14 protein-coding genes are annotated in these 18,337 nt (G+C 74.4%); 10 read left to right on the top strand and 4 right to left on the bottom strand.

The window, feature by feature from the left end:
• Window positions 1-36: 36 nt before the first annotated feature.
• Window positions 37-348 carry a DUF6401 family natural product biosynthesis protein gene (locus tag ACIO3O_RS13880; RefSeq protein ID WP_401745088.1) on the top strand — a complete coding sequence of 104 codons (312 nt, stop codon included), beginning with the start codon at window positions 37-39 and terminating at the stop codon, window positions 346-348.
• Window positions 349-434: 86 nt separating this feature from the next.
• On the opposite strand, the gene ACIO3O_RS13875 is transcribed toward ACIO3O_RS13880, so the two are convergent.
• Together ACIO3O_RS13875 and ACIO3O_RS13870 are read right to left on the bottom strand one after the other, a co-directional pair.
• Entirely contained in the window at window positions 435-1,268 is an 834-nt protein-coding gene (locus tag ACIO3O_RS13875; RefSeq protein WP_401745087.1) for a hypothetical protein, read from the bottom strand.
• Between the two features lie 211 nt (window positions 1,269-1,479).
• Window positions 1,480-2,031 carry an EF-hand domain-containing protein gene (locus tag ACIO3O_RS13870; protein ID WP_401745086.1) on the bottom strand — a complete coding sequence of 184 codons (552 nt, stop codon included), beginning with the start codon at window positions 2,029-2,031 and terminating at the stop codon, window positions 1,480-1,482.
• A gap of 470 nt (window positions 2,032-2,501) precedes the next feature.
• Between ACIO3O_RS13870 and ACIO3O_RS13865 the strand changes: the two genes are divergently transcribed.
• From ACIO3O_RS13865 to ACIO3O_RS13830, 8 genes are all read left to right on the top strand, one after another.
• Window positions 2,502-3,815, top strand: a complete 1,314-nt coding sequence (locus tag ACIO3O_RS13865) for an MFS transporter (RefSeq protein WP_401745085.1) — start codon at window positions 2,502-2,504, stop codon at window positions 3,813-3,815.
• An 89-nt stretch (window positions 3,816-3,904) separates the two neighbouring features.
• Window positions 3,905-5,200, top strand: a complete 1,296-nt coding sequence (locus ACIO3O_RS13860; RefSeq protein WP_401745084.1) for a non-ribosomal peptide synthetase — start codon at window positions 3,905-3,907, stop codon at window positions 5,198-5,200.
• Window positions 5,201-5,446: 246 nt separating this feature from the next.
• The gene (locus tag ACIO3O_RS13855) at window positions 5,447-8,626 is read left to right on the top strand and encodes an amino acid adenylation domain-containing protein (protein WP_401745083.1); all 3,180 of its coding nucleotides are present in this window, start codon (window positions 5,447-5,449) and stop codon (window positions 8,624-8,626) included.
• Window positions 8,623-10,494 (top strand): non-ribosomal peptide synthetase, encoded by a 1,872-nt coding sequence (locus ACIO3O_RS13850; protein WP_401745082.1) that lies wholly within the window; start codon window positions 8,623-8,625, stop codon window positions 10,492-10,494. The genes ACIO3O_RS13855 and ACIO3O_RS13850 overlap by 4 nt, the downstream gene beginning before the upstream one ends.
• Window positions 10,487-12,796: an amino acid adenylation domain-containing protein gene (locus ACIO3O_RS13845; protein ID WP_401745081.1), complete on the top strand. Its 2,310-nt coding sequence runs from the start codon at window positions 10,487-10,489 to the stop codon at window positions 12,794-12,796. The genes ACIO3O_RS13850 and ACIO3O_RS13845 overlap by 8 nt, the downstream gene beginning before the upstream one ends.
• On the top strand, window positions 12,786-15,641 hold the full coding sequence (locus ACIO3O_RS13840) for a condensation domain-containing protein (RefSeq protein WP_401745080.1): 2,856 nt from the start codon (window positions 12,786-12,788) through the stop codon (window positions 15,639-15,641). The genes ACIO3O_RS13845 and ACIO3O_RS13840 overlap by 11 nt, the downstream gene beginning before the upstream one ends.
• A 111-nt stretch (window positions 15,642-15,752) precedes the next feature.
• Window positions 15,753-16,103, top strand: coding sequence for a VOC family protein (locus ACIO3O_RS13835; RefSeq protein ID WP_401745079.1), 351 nt, complete (start codon window positions 15,753-15,755; stop codon window positions 16,101-16,103).
• Between the two features lie 213 nt (window positions 16,104-16,316).
• Complete coding sequence (locus ACIO3O_RS13830) at window positions 16,317-16,784, top strand: DedA family protein (protein ID WP_401745078.1); 468 nt, start codon at window positions 16,317-16,319, stop codon at window positions 16,782-16,784.
• Window positions 16,785-16,907: 123 nt separating this feature from the next.
• Here the strand turns inward: ACIO3O_RS13830 and ACIO3O_RS13825 are convergent, their stop codons facing one another.
• Window positions 16,908-17,093: a hypothetical protein gene (locus tag ACIO3O_RS13825; protein WP_401745077.1), complete on the bottom strand. Its 186-nt coding sequence runs from the start codon at window positions 17,091-17,093 to the stop codon at window positions 16,908-16,910.
• A gap of 219 nt (window positions 17,094-17,312) precedes the next feature.
• On the opposite strand from ACIO3O_RS13825, the gene ACIO3O_RS13820 reads away from it, so the two are divergent.
• A complete protein-coding gene (locus ACIO3O_RS13820; protein WP_401745076.1) occupies window positions 17,313-17,444 on the top strand; it encodes a hypothetical protein in 132 nt (43 codons plus the stop codon).
• 54 nt (window positions 17,445-17,498) lie between these two features.
• Here ACIO3O_RS13820 and ACIO3O_RS13815 read toward each other — a convergent pair whose 3' ends face one another.
• Entirely contained in the window at window positions 17,499-17,891 is a 393-nt protein-coding gene (locus tag ACIO3O_RS13815; protein ID WP_401745075.1) for a peptidase inhibitor family I36 protein, read from the bottom strand.
• Window positions 17,892-18,337: the final 446 nt, after the last annotated feature.

The following is an 18,337-nucleotide window of genomic DNA, read 5'->3' as shown; positions in this document are numbered from 1 at the left end:
AACCCCGGCACGGCGTTCCTGTAGTCTCGCGGGGTTATGTCCTGTGTTCTGACCACGGTGTGCGCCGGTTACGAGGCGCGGTTCGCCGAATTCGCCTTCGAGCCCGGTTTCGCCGCCGCGGTCGACCAGCACGCCGCCGAGATCCGTGAGCGCCTCGGGGCGCGTTCGGCAGGCCCGGAGCCCGCCGCCCCGGACCGTGCGGCGCTGGCCGACTACGCGCTGGGCTTCCTGGACGCGCTTGCCGAGATCGACTGGCGGGAGCCGGTGGCGTACGACTACGCGGTGTGCCGGCTGACCGCCCTGACGTATCTCGCACGACGCCACCGCCTCGTCGCCCCCCGCGGCTGAACGCCCGACGGCCCGGCCCCCACACACCTGGTGCGGGGGCCGGGCCGTCGGTGGGCGACGTCACATGGGGACGTCACATGGGGACGTCACATGGGGTCGACGCGGTCCGGGTCCACGACGGGCTGGTTGCGCAGGGCGTCCTCGCGGCCGGCCTGGTAGGCGCCGTCGCGTGCGGTGTCGGAGCCCGTGGCCGCCCGCATCCGGCCGGTCTCGGCCTCGGCGGTGTCCATCCAGCGTTCGATGCGGCCGCGCATCGGCTGGATCAGCGCCCCGCCGACGCCGACGATCAGGATGCCCGCGACGGCCGCCAGTGCGGCGATCAGCACCGGCTGGGTGACGGTCGTGGCGATGCCGACCTGGCCGAGGGCGGCGATCACACCGAGGGCGACGATGACCGCCCAGACGACGCGGGCCACCATCGGCCCGTACGAGGCGGCCGACAGCACGCCGGAGACGATGCCCCGCACGGCGTTCGCGATGGCCATGGCGACCACGACGAGCACCAGGGCGACCAGGGCGCGGGGCAGCCAGGCGACGATGCCGTCGATCATGCCGCTGACCGGGTTGGGCCCGAAGACGCCGAACGCGAGCTGGAGGGTGACCAGCAGCAGCGCGTAGTAGACGACCTTGCACACGAGGGAGGTCGCGTCGTACTTCGAGTTGTCGAAGACCTTCGCGGAGCCGGCCCGTTCACTGAGCCGCTCGAAGCCGACCTTGCGCAGGACCCGGTCGAGCACCCTGGCGATCATCTTGGAGACGAACCAGCCCACCAGGAGGATCACCAGGAATCCGGCCAGCTTCGGCACGAACTGGGCGACCTTGGACCAGGCGTCGGAAATGCCCTGCTGGAACTCCACCGCGAGCACCCGGTCCCCGGAGGGCGGGAGCGCGGCAGCGACCACGATCTGGGATGAAAGCACGATCAGACCTTCCGTCGATGCGGTACTTCTCCGCTTCGTGCTTATCAACGGGCGGCGGGGTCCGCCCCCGGCGGAGGGCCGGGATACGGCCATTCGGGGGACGATCGGGTCCGTGGGCGGCGGTCCGTACGGAAAGGGGCCGGTCCCGCCACGGCAGGCGGGACCGGCACAGCAGACGGGACCGGCGTACGGGCGGGACCGGCGCGCGGGGTCAGGCGACCGCGCCGAGGAGGGTGCTGCCCGGCGCCTCCGCGTCCTCGTCGAGCAGGAAGTCGCTCCAGCCCGCCACGTACTCCTCGCGCGTGATCCAGCCGTCGCCGTTCTGGTCCAGGCTCGTCGCCGAGGCCCACGCCACCTCGTGCTCCAGGCCCCAGGCGGTCAGGAACGCCGCCATCTGGTCGATCGTGGCGACACCGTCGTCGTCGGCGTCGATCGCGGCGAACTCGGCGTGCAGGCCGTCCCGCAGGTTGCGTTCCAGGAGCGAGGGGTCGCCGAACGCGCCCGACATCGCCCGGTGGAACTCGTCGCGGCTGATCTGCCCGTCCCCGTTGGCGTCGGCGTGCTCCAGCAGCAGGGCCCAGCAGCGCTGCCGTTCCAGCACCAGCGTCGCCCCCTTGGGGGAGGTGTCGCCGACGCCGGTGGCGCGGGCGATCGACCGGGCGAGCGTGATGAAGTCCTGCTCCTCCAGCACCCCGTTGAGATCCACGTCGAGCATGTCGAACATGCGGTCGTACTTGAGTCCGAGCACGTCAGTGGTGGTCATGAAAGGCCCTCCCGAGGGATACGAATCGACCCCAGCAGCATGGGCGCTTCCCGGTGGCCGACGCGCCCCCGGACACGAACGGGGCAGTGGATGGCACACGTTGGCGGTACCCGAGCGCTGCCGCCTTGACTTCACGCACCCGCGCACTCACGCCCACACCCCCTCACCCTCGACCCCGGATCCCGCGTCGAGGTTGCGTCTTTGATCATTCCCTGACTTCGGATGACTACTTTCGGACATACGTGCCTACGGCGCGTCATCGGCCATTCCCCGTCACCCCAAGATCACCCAAGGGGCCCGGAACACCGGCCGCAAGCCGTCCGGCCCGTGCGCCACATCCCCACCGTTCATCTCCACGTTGCTCATATCTGCCAAATAATTTGCGGGACTTGGGCCGATCGACAGGAAGAACGACCGGAAGTCTCCGTTCTCTTTTGACTCTGGATCTTCCCTTGGTGAAGGTCTCGTGCATGTCCACCTCCTCTCCAGCCGCTCCCGGCGGCCTGCTGCGGCTGCGCGATTTCCGTCTCCTGCTCGCGGGGGCCGCCGCCGGTCAGGTCGGCGCCCAAGTCACCCTGGTCGCGCTGCCGTTGGTGGCCGTCCTCGAACTGCGGGCGCCCGCCTTCCAGGTGGGCCTGCTCACGGCGGCCGAGACGGCCGCGTTCCTGCTCATCGGCCTGCCCGCCGGTGCATGGGTGGACCGGATGCGCAAGCGCACGCTGATGATCCGGGCCGACGTGGTGCGCTGCGCGGCGATGGCGAGCATCCCGCTCGCGGCCGTCGCCGGGGTGCTGACGATGGCCCAGCTGTATCTGGTGGCCCTGGCCACCGGTGCCGCCACGGTCTTCTTCGACGTGGCACATCAGAGCTACCTGCCCCAACTCCTCGACAGGGAGAGGCTGGTGGCGGGGAACGGTGCGCTGGAGACCGTGCGGTCCTCGGCGCAGGTGGCCGGTCCCGGGCTGGGCGGCGGACTCGTGCAGCTCGTCGGCGCGCACCTGGCGATCGTGGCCGACGCCATCGGGTACGCCGTCTCGGCGCTGTTCCTCCTGGCGATACGTACGCCGGAGGCGAAGCCCGAACCCGTGCCGGGCGCTTCCGTGCGCAAGGACGTCGCCGAGGGGCTGCGGTTCGTGCTCGGCCAGCCGCTGTTGCGGGTCATCGCCGCCGCGACCGCCCTCGGGAACTTCTTCAGCGCGATGCTCCTCGCCACGCAGACCGTGTTCCTGGTACGGGTGCTGGAACTGCGGCCGGGGGCCGTCGGGTTGATGCTGTCCGCGTCGGCGGTCGGCGGGCTCGCCGGGGCGCTGTGCGCGGGCAGGCTGGCCCGCCGGTTCGGGCAGGCCCGGCTGATCTGGCTGTCGTGCCTGGTCACCGGCCCGTTCGCGGTGCTGTGGCCGCTGGCGGGCGAGGGGGCGGCCGCAGCGCTGTTCGCCGTGGCGTCCGGCGTGGTCTTCTTCGGGGCCGTGGTCTACAACGTGGCGCAGGTGAGCTTCCGTCAGATGCTGTGCCCGCCACGGCTGTTGGGCCGGATGAACGCCACGCTGCGGTTCCTGATGTGGGGCACCCTGCCGCTGGGCGCCGTGGTGGGCGGGGCCGTCGCCGACGGATTCGGGGCGCGGGCCGCGCTGTGGGTGTGCGCGGCCGGTTTCCTCCTCGTACCGCTGCCCCTGCTGCTCTCGCGGCTGAGGGGCCTGCGGGACCTGCCGGAGGCGCAGGGGGAGCCCGGGGACGGGCCGCAGGAGACGGACGAGGCACCGGCCGAGACGCGGGCCGCCCGCTGAGCGAAGCGTTCCGCGGCTGTGGCGACAGCCGCGGATCCGAGCCGCCGACACCTTCCCACCCGAGGACTTCACCCGAGAGGATCGATCCCTTGCACCGCAGCATCACCGGCTCCTACCTGGACCGATACCAGCGCCTCAGCCGGGGCGCGGACGGCGCGGACCTGCTGCCCGTCACCGGCGCACAGCGCCGCTTCGTCCTGGTGCGGGCCATGGACCCCGCCGGGCGGCCCGACACCGTACCCCTGTTCTTCGCGTTCCCGTCCGGCAGCGTGGACACCGGCAGGCTCCGGGACGCCGCCGAGCACCTCGCCGCCCGGCATCCGGTGCTGCGGGCACGGGCGCAGGTGTTCCGGGGCACTCCCGTGCTGCGGACCGCGTCGCCCGCCGTACCGCTGGAAGAGGTGCGGGCGGCACCCGGCGAGGGGGCGCGGGACGCACTGCGCCGGGTGCTGGGGGCGTGGGCGGTGGACGGGCCGCCGCTGCGGCTGTTCCTCGCGCGGGACACCGGGCCGGAGCACGGGGAGCACCCGGGCGAGGACGTGCTCGCGGTCGTGCTGGACCACGCCGCCTGCGACGGGCAGTCCCTGGCCCGCATCGTCGAGGACCTCGGCGAGGCCTACCTGTCGGGCCTCGACGCGACGGACGTGTCGGCGGACGAACGGGCCGCCGGGCTCGCAGAGTACCGGGAGGCGGTCCTGCTCCAGTTGGAGGCGGAGCACCGGGCCAGTTCCCCGGACGCCCTCGCGTACTGGGGCGACCGGCTGCGCGCGGTGCACGAGCGCGCCCCGCTGCCCGGTGCGCCCCGGCCCACCGGGGCCGCCGAACTCGACGTCCCCGGCGGCCCGTCCGGCGTTCCCTTCGCGACGCTGCTCGACGCCTGCCGGTCCGCCGCCCGCGTGCTGTACGGGGCCGGGCAGGTGCCGCCGGTCGGCTACCCGTGGGGCGGGCGGCCCGCCGGGGCTCCCCCGGTGGTGGGCTGCTTCCTCAATACGGTCGTCTTCCCGGCCGGTACGCACGAGGCGCGCCCCGCACCCGAGTTGACCGCCACCCAGTGGTGGGACGACCTGGACCGCGCCGACACCCCCTTCGACGAGGTCGTGCACGCGGCCCGCACCGCAGGTTCCCGCTGGTCGGGTGCGCTGGACGGCCTGCTGACGGTAGACGACGCCCGGCGTCGGCCCGTGCTGCGGCTGGGCGGGGCGACCGGCCGCGAGACGCAGGTCGACGGCCGCCCGGTGCGGGCCCCGTTCGCCGTGTCGGTGGTGCAGGGGCCCACGCTGCGGCTGCGGATGGTCTGGGACCGGTCCGTGCTCGGCGACGCGGCCGCGCGGGAGGCCTTCGCCGTGCTGGGCGGGGAGCTGCGGGCGGGCCTGCCGGTCGGCTGAGCCTCGTAACGCCCCGACCGCTGGACGACACCACCCCGTACGACACCACTCCGTACGACACCACCCCGTACGACACCACCTCACATGACTTCGCACCGGTGGAGCCCGCGCAACCCGCAGGCCCGCCGGGACTCCGACGGGCGGCGCACCACCACGCACCACCGCGTGCCGCCGCCCGACGCGGCGGGAGCACGACCCCGTGCCCCCGTCCGACGGCCCATCGACCCTCCAACCCCAGGGATCGCCATGCTCCCCCTCTCCTCCTCGCAGGAGATCGTCTGGCTGCACGAGCAGATGCAGCCCGGCAGTCGCGCCTACAACTTCACCGCCTCCCTCGACCTGTGGGGCGACCTCGACGCCGACGCCCTGCGCGCGGGCCTCGCCGCCACCCTGAACCGGCATCCGGGCCTGCGCCTGGAGCTCGTACCGACACCCGGTACGGCGCCCGGCGCGCTGCCCGGGCAGCGGGTCGCCGACGGGTGCCCGCCCCGCCTTCACCGGGTGGATCTCGGCGGCCACGACGACCCCGAGGCCGCCTTCCGGGAACTGCTGCGGGCGGAGGCCGAGCGCCCCCTCGACACCTTCGAGGCCCCGCTGCTGCGCTGGACGCTGGTGCGGATGGCCGACGACCACCACCGGCTGATCCACGTCGAGCATCACCTCATCCACGACGGGCACTCCTTCGCGATCCTCCTCGCCGACGTCTTCGGCACCTACCGGGCCCATGTCCTGGGCGAGACAGCCGAGTTGGCGCCCGCCTCCTCGTACGCGGACCACGTGCGCGCCCAGTCCGGCCCCGGGCGGGCCGACGAGGTGCGTGCGGGGCTGGAGTTTTGGACCCGTGAACTGGCGGGCGCGTCCTTCGACCTGCCCCTGCCGGGTCTCGTACGACCGGGAGCCGTGCGGCGGCACCACGGCGGGCAGCTGCGCCAGTCGATCGGCGCGGACCTGGCCGAGCGGCTGCGGGCACACGCCAAGGAGCGCGGCCTGACACCGTTCGCGACGCTGCTGGGGCTGTTCGCGGAGCTGCTGCGGCGGCACAGCGGGCGTCCGGAACTGGTGGTCGGGACGGCCGTCGGGAACCGTCCGCTGGGGTTCGAGGACGCGGTGGGGATGTTCGTCAACACCATCCCGCTGCGGCTGCGGCCGGACGCCGAAGCCCCCGCGCAGGACACGATGGACGAGGTGACGGACACGCTGGTGCGGGCGCTGCCGTACCAGGAGGTGCCGGTCCAGGAGCTGACCCGGGCGCTCGGACTGCACACGTCGGGGGCGGACAACCCGCTGTTCGACGTGATGTTCAGCGCGCACGACGCGGTGCTGCCCGACCTGGAGGTGCCGGGTCTTGAGGTGTCCCTGTTCGAGGGGTTCAACACCGGGACCACCCGCTTCGACCTCGACGTGGTGCTGCTGCCCGACGACCGGCGCGGGGTCGGCCCCCGGGCGGGCGCGGCCGGCATGACGCTGGTGTGGGACTACGACGTCGACCTGTACGGGGAGGACGTGGCCCGGCTGCTCGCCGGACGCTTCCTCGACCTGCTGCGGGCCTACCTGGACGCCCCGGGCACGGCCCTGGCGGCGCTCGCTCCCCCGGCCGCCGCCCCGCTCCCGGAGCCGGAGGCGGCGGGCGTGCCGGGCCGCGAGCCGCTCGATCCGCTGTTCGGGCACGACCCGTCGCTGCCCGCCCTGCTGGTCGGGGCCCGGCGGATCACGTACGGCGATCTGGAGGCGCGCGTGTCGTCCCTCGTACGCCGTCTGGGCGCGGCCGGGGTCACGGCAGGGCAGCCGGTGGCCGCGGTACTGCCGCGCGGGGTGGATTCGGTGGTGACGCTGCTGGCCTGTCTGCGCAGCGGCGCGGTGTACTGCCCGCTGTCGCCGTCCGACCCGGCCGCCCGGCTGGAACTGCTGCTGGAGCGGCTGTCCCCGGCGATGGTGCTCATCGCGCCGGGCAGTGGCGTGCGGGTTCCGGCGGGGCTGCCGACGGGGTCGGTGGCGGAGCGGGACGAGGCGCTGCCGCCCGCCGCCCCGGCGCGGGTCGTGCCGTCGGCGGCGTACGTCATCCACACCTCGGGCTCGACGGGCGTGCCGAAGCCGGTCGCGGTCGGCCCCGGCGCGCTGCGCAACCACCTGACCGGGGTCGCCGAGCGGTTCGCCCTGGCGGCCGGTGACCGGGTGCTGGTGTTCGCCCAGCCGTCCTTCGACGTGGCGCTGGAGGAGGTGCTGCCGTCGCTGTACGCGGGGGCGTGTCTGGTGGTGCCGGAGTTCGAGGTGCCCACGGGGGCGGAACTGGCCCAACTCCTGTGCGGGGCAAGGGTGTCGGTGGCGAACCTGCCGACCAGCTACTTCCTCGCGACGCGCGAGGAACTGCGTGCCGCGCTGGTGCGGGGCGACTGGTCGCCCCGGCTGCTGGTGCTCGGCGGGGAGCGCCTGCCCGCGGACGTACTGCGGGAGTTCCTGGACGGGAGCGGGCCCGGCGTGCGCGTGGTCAACGCGTACGGGGTGACGGAGGCGTCGATCAGTTCCACGGTGTACGAGGTGGACTCCGCGCTCCTGTCGGGCGCCGCGACCGAGATTCCGCTCGGTGGGGAGCTGCCCGGTGAGCGTGTGCACGTGCTCGGGGCGGGACTCCAGCCGCTGCCGGACGGCGCGGTCGGTGAACTGGCCGTGGCGGGGGCCGGGTTGGCGGAGGGCTACCTCGGCAACCCGGAGGCCACCGCAGCCCGGTTCGTGCACGTGCCCGCCCTCGGCGGCGAGCGCGTCTACCTCACCGGCGACCTCGGTTTCCGGGGCCGGGACGGGCTGCTCCGCTTCCTCGGGCGGCGCGACAACCAGGTCAAACTGCGCGGCTACCGCATCGAGTTGGAGGAGGTCGAGGCGGCGGCGTCGGCGGTGCTCGGCGGCCGGTCGTGTGCCGTCGTGCTCGACACGTCGACGGCCGGGAGCCCCCGGCTCGTCGGCTTCCTGGAGGGCGGCGAGCCCGAAGGGTCCTGGGACGAGCGGGAGTTGCACCGCGCGCTGAGCGAGAGGCTGCCCGGCGCGCTCGTGCCCGGGGCGTGGGTGCGGCTCGACGCGATGCCGACGCTGCCCGGGGGCAAGCCGCACCGTGCGGCGCTGGTGGAGCTGGCGGCTGCGGTGGAGGCATCGGCCGGGACGCACGCGGAGGAGCCCAGCGTCGACCTCTCGCCCGCCACCGACGCCGATCCCGCTCTGGCTCTCCTTGCCGAGGGCTGGCGGGAGGTGCTCGGGCACGGCCGGTTCGCGCCGGGCTCGCACTTCTTCCGGGTGGGCGGGCACTCCTTGCTGGCCGCACAGCTCGCGGCCTGGCTGGAGCCGCACCTCGGCAGCCGCCCGCCCCTGCGCGTGCTCTTCCAGAACCCCGTGCTCGCGGACCAGGCCCGCGCGCTGACCGCCACGACCGCGTCGTGAGCACCACGAGAACCACCATGCCGAAGGGACGTCAGGACGTGACGCGAAGTGTGCTGTACGGAAAGCCCGTTGACCCGGATGCGCCGCTCGTGCGGGGCCGGTACGAGGAGTGGGTGCGCCGCACCCCCGACGCCCCGGCGGTGCTCGACGGGCCGCACTCCTGGTCGTACCGGGAGATCGACGCGGCGGCGGACGCGCTGATCCGCGCCTGGGGCGACCGGGTGCGCCCCGGCGACCTGGTGGGCGTCTGCCTCGACAGGTCCGCCGCGCTGGTGGTGACCGCCGTCGCGCTGGCCCGCGTGGGAGCGGTGTACCTGCCGCTGGGGCCGCGCCCCGGGGAGCGCAGGCTCGCCGCCGTCGGTGAGGACGTCGGCGTCGCCTGTCTGATCGGGGCGCCCGAGGTGCTGCCGCCCGCGCACCGGGAGGCCGAGCACCTCGTACTGCCGCTGCCGGGCGGGGGCGCGAACGCGGCGGCCGGTGCGGTGGCGGCGTTCCTGCCGCCCGCGCCCGGCGCCCACCGGGCCCCGGAGGGTGCCCTGTACGCGGTCCTGACCTCGGGGTCCACCGGGCGGCCCAAGGCGGTCGCGGTGGCGGAGCCCGCGCTGGGCGCGCTGCTGGGCTGGTACCGGGAGGCGACCGGGCTCGGTCCGGGCGAGCGGCAGTCGCTGCTCATCGGCGTCGCCTTCGACCCGCACGTGATGGAGCTGTGGGCCGGGCTGACCTCCGGTGCGGCGCTGGTGCCCGCGCCGGACGCGGTGCGCTGGGACCCGGCGGCGCTCGTCGACTGGTGGCGGGAGGCCCGGGTGACGGTGGCGGTGTCGGCGACGCCGATGGCCGAGCCGCTGCTGGCCGCGCCGTGGCCGCAGGATCTGGCGCTGCGGCACCTGGTCGTCGGCGGTGACCGGATGCGTCGCCGTCCGGGCGCGGACGTGACGGCCGTGGTGCACAACGCGTACGGTCCCGCCGAGGCCACCGTGGTCACCACGGTGCACACCATGCGGGCCACCGACGCCGACGTGCACGAGGAAGCCGCGCCGCCGATCGGCGTTCCGCTGCCGGGGGTGGGCGTGCTGGTCACGGACCCGCAGGGCCGGATCGTACCGCGTGGCGAGGAGGGTGAACTCCTGGTCGCCGGAGCCCAGTTGGCGCTGGGATACCTGGATGCCGAGCTGACGAGGAGCCGCTTCGTCGCGTCGCCCGAGGGGGACGGGGCGCGGGTGTACCGGACCGGGGACCGGGTGCGGATGCGCGCGGACGGCCTGGTGGAGTTCCTGGGACGCCTCGACGACCAGGTGAAGATCAGCGGCGTACGGATCGAACCGGCCGAGGTGGAGGCCGCGTTGGAGCAGGACCCGTCGGTGCGCGGTGCCGTGGTGGTGGCGCCCCGGGACGCGGACGGCCGCGCCCGGCTCGTCGCGTACGTACTGCCGGCCGGCGGGGCGGCAACGCCTCCGCAGCCCGAGGCACTGCTGAGCGCCGTGCGCGGCTGGCTGCCGGAGCAGGCGGTGCCGTCGGCGGTGCGGGTCGTGGACTCCTTTGTCCTGGACGCCAACGGGAAGGTGGACAGGGCCGTACTGCTGAAGGGGCTGGAGGGGGAGGCGGACACCGGGGCGGTGGACGGCTCGTCCGCGAACGAGCGACTGGTGCTGGGGACCGTACGCGTCCTGCTGGGCCGCCCGGACGTCGTCCTGGACGACAACTTCACGGACGTCGGCGGGACCTCCCTCGCGGCGGCCCGACTGCTGGCCGCCGTGGAGCGCGAGACCGGGGTGCGGCTGCGGGCGCCGGAACTGTTGCGCCAACCCGACCTGAGGGCGGTCGTCGCCGTGCTCGACGCGCGGTGTGCGGCGGAGGTGCACGGTGTCTGAGACGTACGCACCCGGGAGCACGCACCCCGACCTGACCGCCCTGTTCGCCGAGCGGGCCGCGCGGACGCCGGACGCGCTGGCCCTGACGGACGGCGAAGATTCCTGCCTGACGTACCGTCAACTGGATTGTGCGGCAGCGGATTTGGCCGTACGTCTCGTGGTGGGCGGGGTGCGGCCGGGTGAGGCCGTGGCGCTGCTCGTGCGGCGTTCGATACGTACCGTCGTGGCCCAGCTCGCGCTGTGGCGGGCGGGCGCGGTGTGCGTTCCGCTCGATCCGGCGCACCCGAGGGCGCGCACGGAGGCGGTGCTCGCGGATTCCGGGGCCGTGCTCACGGTCGGGGACGGGGACCTGCTGGAGGCGGCGGGGGTGAGCGGGCCCCGGCTGGTGCTGGAGGCGGACGCGCCCGCGTCCGCGTCCGCCGGGGTCACGGCGCTTCCGGGGCCCGGCCCCGACGCGACGGCGTTCATCATGTTCACCTCGGGGTCCACCGGGCAGCCCAAGGGCGTGGCCGTGCGCCACCGTGCGGTCGCCTCGCTGGTCACGGACCCTTCGTACGTCACGGTGGGGGCCCGGGACCGGGTGCTGCTGCACTCCCCCGCGACGTTCGACGCCTCGACGTTCGAGGTGTGGGTGGCCCTCGCGAACGGTGCGGCCGTGGTGGTCTGCCCCGCCGACCGGCCGTCCTTCGAGGACCTGGCCCGGACGGTGGAGCGGCAGTCGGTCACGGTGGCGTTCTTCACCACGGCGCTCTTCCACCAGTTGGCCGCCCGCCGGTCGCGGGTCTTCGGGCTGCTGCGGTCGGTGGTGGTGGGCGGTGAGGCGCTGTCGGTGCGGCACGCGGGGGTGGTGCTCGACGCGTACCCCTGGCTGGAGCTGGTCAACGGGTACGGGCCGACCGAGACGACGACCTTCGCCACGGCGCACCGCGTCACGGAGGCGGACCTGAAGGGGCCGATGCCGGTGGGCCGCCCGATCGCGGGCGCGTCGGCGCACGTCCTGGGCGCGGACGGCGGCCCGGTCGCGGAGGGAGAGGTCGGCGAGCTGTGGATCGGCGGAGGGCGGCTGGCCGCCGGGTACGTGGGCCGACCAGGGCTGACCGCCGAACGCTTCGTCGAACACCCCGCACTCGGCCGCCTCTACCGCACCGGCGATCTGGCCTCGGTGCGCGCGGACGGGGTGCTGGACTTCCACGGACGGACGGACGACCAGGTGAAGGTGCGGGGCCACCGCATCGAACCGGGCGAGATCGAGCACGCGCTGCGGGACCTTCCGGAGGTGGAGGACGCGGCGGTGACCGTGCGCCGGGCGACACCGGACGACGCACGCCTGACGGCGTTCGCCGTGCTGACACCGGGGACGGCGTCGGACGCCGCGACCGTCCGCTCCCGCCTCGCCGAGCGACTTCCGGCCTATCTGGTGCCGGACGAGCTGACGGTGGTGCACCGCCTGCCGCTGTCGGGGGCGGGGAAGGTGGATCGGGGGGTGCTGGCCGAGTGGGGGGCTGGTGCGGGGGCGCCGGGTGGCGCGGGTGCCGGTGCGCCGGGCGGCGCGGGTGCCGGTGCGCCGGGCGGCACGGGTGCCGATCAGCCAGACGGCACGGGTGCCGGTGCGCCGGACGGTACGAGTGCCGGTGAGCCGGGCGATGCGGGGACCGGTGCACCGTATTCAGCGCCGGGAGCGGTCGCGACGTCCCCGCACAGCACGGGCACGGCAGTCGGTCCTGTGTCCGGTGAGGCCGGGCCTGTGCCCGGTGGGCCTGGACCGGTGCACGGAGAGGCCAGGCCAATGCCCGGTGGCCCCGGACTGGCGCCCGGTGAGGCTGGGCCGGTGTCCGGTGGGCCCGGGCCGGTGCCCGATGAAGCCGGGCCGATGTCCGGTGGGCCCGGGCCGGTGCCCGATGAAGCCGGGCCGATGTCCGGTGGGCCCGGGCCGGTGCCCGGTGAGGCTGGGCCTGTGTCCGGTGAAGCCGACCCTGCGCCCGGCCGCCTCACCCCGCTGCAAGCCGTCGTCGCCGAGGTGTGGGGGCGGTCGTTGGGGTGTGAAGTCCGGTCCGCCGACGACGACTTCCTCGCCCTCGGCGGTCACTCCCTGCTCGCCCTCGCCGTCGCCGACGACCTCCGTGAGGACCTCGGCGTGGAGCTGTCGCTCGCCGAGTTCTTCGCCCTGCCCACCGTCGCCGGGCACGCCGCCCTCGTCGAGCGTGCCCTGCTGGCCGCCCACGGCGATCCGCGCCCCTCCGCCGATGCCCCCGCCCTGCCCCTCACCTCTCACGACGCCCCGGAGCACCACGATGTCCCTTGACACCTCCCCCGCCCTCCAGGCGGAACTGCTGCGCCGGGCCCGGTCCCGGGTCGTCGGTGGCCCGCGCCCGTCCGGGGCCGCCGGGTCCGGCGCGGGCCGGGCCCCGCTCTCGTACGCCCAGCGGCGCATGTGGCTGATGGACCGGCTCGGGCAGCGCGACGGCGTCTACAGCGTCCCCTTCGCGACCCGGCTCACCGGCCCGCTCGACCTCGACGCGTTCGGGGAGGCGCTCATCGCGCTCGTCGCCCGGCACGCGATCCTGCGCACCCGGTACGGGCAGCAGGGCGACGAGCCGTACCAGGAGGCGATGCCCGCGCCGGACGCGGTGCCGGTGCGAGTGGTCGACGTCGACCCCGCAGACGGCGCGGCGGTGGGCCTGCTGACCGCCGAGGCCGCGCTTCCGTTCGACCTCGGCGCCGGTGCGCCGCCGCGTGCACTGGTGCTGCGGCACGGCCCAGAGGATCACACGGTGATGTTGACGATCCATCACATAGCCGTGGACGGACAGGGGTTGGTGACGGTCGCCGATGAGCTGAGCATGCTGTACGGCCGGACGACCGGCACCCCCGACCCCGCCCTCCTCCCGTCCCCACCCCAGTACGCCGACTTCGCTCGGCGCGAGCACGCCGCGGCCGACGACCGGTTCGGCCCGAGCCTGGACCACTGGGCCCGTCGCCTCGCCGCCGCCGTCCCGCCCGCGCTGCCCCGGCCCGTCGCACCCCCCGCCGACCTGGCCGAACGCCCCTCGGCCAGCTGCCTCACCCCCCTGGCCGGTGACGTCGTGAGCGCGCTGCGCACGGTGGGCAGGGAGCACCGGGCGACGCTCTTCACCGTCCAACTCGCCGCCGCCTTCGCCGCGTTGCACCGGCTGACCGGCGGGAGCGACCTCGTGATCGGTTGCGCCGCCGGGCTCCGCGAGGGGCGGGAGGCGGCCGCGCTGGTGGGGCTGTGCGTCAACACCTTGCCGATACGGGTGGACCTCGGCGGCGATCCGTCGTTCGAGGCGCTGGTGGAGCGCGTACGGGACGCGGTGCTGGAGGCGCAGCAGCACCGGCACGTTCCGTACGACCTCGTCATGGAGCGGCTCGGCGCGACGGCGCGCGGCGCCGACGGCTCGGCGCTGGTGCGGGTCACGGCCGACGTCCTGGGCGAGCCGACCGCGCTGCGGCTGCCGGGGCTGCACGCCGAGGCGGTCGACGTCCCGCTCGCCGGGGCGAAGTTCGACCTCTCCTTCGGTCTGGTGGACACGGCGCAACCGGCGGGCCTCGTGCAGTACGCGCGGGGTGCGCTCGACGACGCGACGGGGCAGGCGCTGGGGAGTTCCTTCGCCGCGCTGTTGTCAGCGGTCGCCGCCGACCCCTCGCTTCGGCTGTCCGAGCTACGGCTGTCCGAACTCCCCGGCGCACCCTCCCGGCACCCCGCCGAAGCCGCCCTGCGCGCGCATCCCCGCGTCGAGGACGCCGCCGTGCACCGGACACCGGACGGGACCCTGCTGGCGTACGCGGTGCTGCGGGACCGGATCGGGCCCTCTCCCACCCAACTCCGTTCCGCCCTGCGGTCGTTCCTGCCCCCGCAGGACACCCCGGTCGCGGTCACACTGCTGGACGCGCTGCCCCGTACGGCCGACGGATCGGTCGACCCGGCCGCCCTGATCGGCTCTCCCGCCCCCGGCCGGGCCGCCGCGCCGCGCGGGCCGCGCGCCGAGGCCGTGACGGCGGCGTTCGCGCACGTCCTGCGCCGTCGCCCGGCGGCGGACGACGACTTCTTCGCGCTCGGCGGGCACTCGCTCGCCGCCGTGCAGGTGGCCGAGCGGCTGCGGACGGGGCTCGCCCTGCCCCTGACCGGGCTCGACGTGATGGAGTCCCGGACGGCGCGTGCGCTCACCGCCCTGCTGGACGCCCGGGCCGAGGCGCGTGCGGCCGCTCCTGTCGTACGTGCCACGGGCCGCCGCTCGGTGCGGCCGGGCAGCGTCCTGGTGACCGGCGGCACGGGCGGCGTCGGCGCGTTCGTCCTGCGGGAACTGGCCGCGCAGGGGCGTCCCGTGCTCGCGCTCGCCCGCCCCGAGTCGGCCCACCTGGTGGCCGGTGACGGCGTCGAGGTGGTGGAGGGCGACCTCGCCGACCTGGACGGTCTGCGCGAGGCCGTCGCCGGAGTGGACGCGGTGATCCACGCGGCCTGCACCTTCACCCGGCCCGAGGTGGACGTGGCGGCGATGCGGGCGATGACGCAGGCGTGGCGGCGGGGGCCGTTCGTGTTCGTGAGCAGTGTCGACGCGTACGGCCGTCCGGCGGGCGCCGAGGTGGCGGAGGAGGCCCCGCCAGGGCCGCCATTGAGCCCGTACGGACAGGGAAAACTCGACTGCGAGGCCCTCCTGCTGGCCGTCGCCGGGACCGAGGGGCGCGGCGGGGCGAGCGCCGTGCGGTCGCCCCTCGTGTGGGGTGCGCACGACCGGCTGCGCGACCAACTCCGGTGGGGCGCGGTCGGGTTGCTCTACCAGGCGGCACGGGCGGACGCCCCTATCACCCTGCCCGCGCCGGGCACGCACGGCCACGCCTGGTACGGGGCGGCCTGGGTGCACGCGGCGGCGCTGGCCCGCGCGGTCACCGCGTGCCTGGACGCGCCGGTGCACGGGGTGGCGAACGCGGTCGGCGGGCACGTCGGCTGGCCGGAGCTGACCGGCGAACTGCGCGGCCTGCTGGGCAGCACGAGCGAGGTGCGGTACGCGGACGAGGTGCACCCGGACCTCGACCACCGCTGGCACTACGCGTCCCGCCGACTTGCGGGTGCACTGTGCCCGGAGCCCGGTGAGGACTTCCGTACGGTGCTGGGGCAGATGGTGCGCTGACCCCGGCCGGGCCGACGGCGCGGAACGAGGTGGGCGGGACGGCGGTCGTACTGCTGGAGGAGGTCCCGAAAACCCACCGGAGCGAGCGGCGGGCTGACTACGCTGGCGCACATGTCTGCTCTCCGCGCGATGCCCCTGCTCACGGTGACCGACCTCGATGCCGCCGTGGCGGCCCACACCCGGGCCACCGGAATGGAAGTGATCATGAATCACGGCTGGATCGCCACGCTGGCCCCGCCCACGGACCACTCCGTGCAGATCAGCCTGATCACCAAGGACCCCACCGGGCCGGTCAACCCGGCGGCCTCCATCGAGGTGGCGGACCTGGAGGCGGCACTCGACGGGGCCCGTGCCGCAGGTCTGGAGATCCTGTACGGGCCCGCGGAGGAGGAGTGGGGCGTGCGGCGCTTCTTCTACCGCGACGGCGACGGCAACGTCGTCAACGTCCTCGCCCACCTCTGATCCCCGGGGGTGCGCCAACCGGTGGCCCCCGCAAGGAAGTTCGCCTCCGCCCGGCTCCGGGGGAGGCAGAGGGCCCGGCGCCCGCTCCCCCGGTGCCGGGCCCCCGGCATTCAGGGCACATGCGTTCGTTTAACCTTGGAGTGTCAGCCGGCGGTGGTTTCGGGTCGTAGGAAGGCCTCTCTATGCAGCATGCGGCCCTGAGGGCGGCTCGTCATGGGTGAGGTCATGCTCACGGCGGCCGGGCTCTACGTGATTGTCCTGCTGCGTGCCGGCGGGACGTACGCCGTCGGGCGGCTCGCCCATGCCGGGGCGCAGCGCAGCCGGTTCGCCGAGCGGATGTCCGGACCCAGGTTCCAGCGGGTGGAGCGGGCGATACAGCGGTGGGGCGCGCCCGTGGTGGCGGTCTCGTTCCTGACCGTCGGCTTCCAGACGGCCGCCAATTTCATCGCGGGCACCATGCGCATGCCCCTGCCGCGTTACCTCCCGGCACTGTTCCTGGGCGGGGCGGCCTGGGCCCTGGTGTACGCGACGGTGGGCGTCGGCGCGCTGAAGGTGCTGGGAAACCTCTTCGCCGAGAACACGGCGCTCGCCGTGGCTGTGGTCGTCGCCCTGGTGCTGCTGGTGTGCGGCGTCGTGGTGTACCGCCGCAGGAACGCCGTACGGGCAACCGAAGAGGCCTGACCGCCGAAGAGCCCTGACCGCCCGCGCCACGTGTCACCCCCGGCCGCGCCACGTGTCACCGCCGGCCGGGCACGACCAGCGGCCGGCACCCGCCGGACGGGGCGGGCCCACCGGGCGGGGTCGTCAGGTGCGCCGGGCGCGCGCCGCGGCGACGCCGGTGGCCGCCGCCAGGGCTCCGGCGAGGGCCAGCGGCACCCAGCCGTTGCGCAGGTTCCGCACGACGGCCGCACGCCCCGCCGGGTGCTCCCGCTCGTCCTGTGCCTGGTCCGCGAGCCGCTCCACCAGGTAGAAGAATCCGAGATCGTGCACAAGTCCTCCCTCACCGCTGTCGCGCCGCGCCCGGTTGCCGGACGCCCTTCCGGACTTCACTTCTTCCCGGCGGACGCCGGGTGAATCCCGGTGCCCGCGAGGGACCTCCGTTCGGCCTCGCCGACGGCCGCTGTCGAGCGCGCGGGGATTCGGCCCGGGGTCCGGGGGCATCCGCACCGCACGGCGGCCCCGGCGCGTTCCGGGGGGAGGAGGCTCAGCGTGGAGGCACAGTCGTCGGTCGAGTTGGCCAAGATGTGGGCGTCGGGCACGGGGGCGACGGTGTTCGTCATCGTCTTCGTCGTGTTCGCGATCGCTCTGGTGACGCTGCTGCTGCGGCGCAGGAGGCGGTGAGACCCACCCGTGACGCGGGGCCCGGGAGGACGTCCTCCCGGGCCCCGCGTGCGTTCAGCACTCGCCGCGCCAGACCACCTTCGTGACGGCCACACCCTCCGCGAAGCTCAGCTTGTAGGGGTACGGGTCGGGACCGGGGTTGTAGTGCAGGCACTCCTCGTAGGTGCCGCCGTTGTAGGTCCAGGTCAGCTGGACGTGGTCGGCGTTCGGGTAGGCGATGCCGTTGTTGAAGACGGAGCGGGCCGGGACGTTTCCGGTCCAGTTGTCCTTGGTCTTGACCAGGAGCTGACCGGTCTGGCCCTCCCCCGCGTACATGCAGAAGTACTCCTTCTCGCAGCCGGGCGGGTTCGGCTCCGCGGCCGCCGTCGGGGCCAGGGCGAGCGAGGCGGCGAAGAGCGCGGAGACGGCGACGGGCACGGTCGCCAGGGCACGGAGGTGCGGGGGCATGCGGGCTCCAGGTGTGAGGACGGTACGGGGAGTGGGGTTCCGCTTGTGAAAGGTGAGGCGGTCGAGCGGTGTACGTGAACGCCTTCACGATCCCGGCGGAAGGAGAGCTTCCGGGGAACCGATCCCGCCTTTCTCCGCATCGCCCCTGTTCGGCTGCGGTGCAGGTCAGAGCTTTCTGGCGGCGCACATCCGGCTCACGGGCTGCTGGCGTTTGGCGTGTTCCTGACCACATGGAAAGCAATTCCGGGGGAACGGCGGCGAGTTGACCGGGCGACGGATGTCACTTTGAGGGGCGCCTGTGACCACAAGGGCCACAGTTCTTTCACCTTGGGGACGAAGTGTCAGCCTCCCGTAGATCCGGTACCTCCCGTAGACCCGGTACCTCCCGCACATCTCCTACGTCCCATGCCTCCCCTGCCTCCCGTACGCCCCGGGCCGTCCGCGTG

Origin of the sequence: Streptomyces sp. NPDC087440 (assembly GCF_044744005.1) — a bacterium.
Taxonomy (GTDB): domain Bacteria; phylum Actinomycetota; class Actinomycetes; order Streptomycetales; family Streptomycetaceae; genus Streptomyces.
The sequence above is the reverse complement of the archived record's forward strand: the minus strand, read 5'-3'. Positions and strand labels throughout refer to the sequence as shown.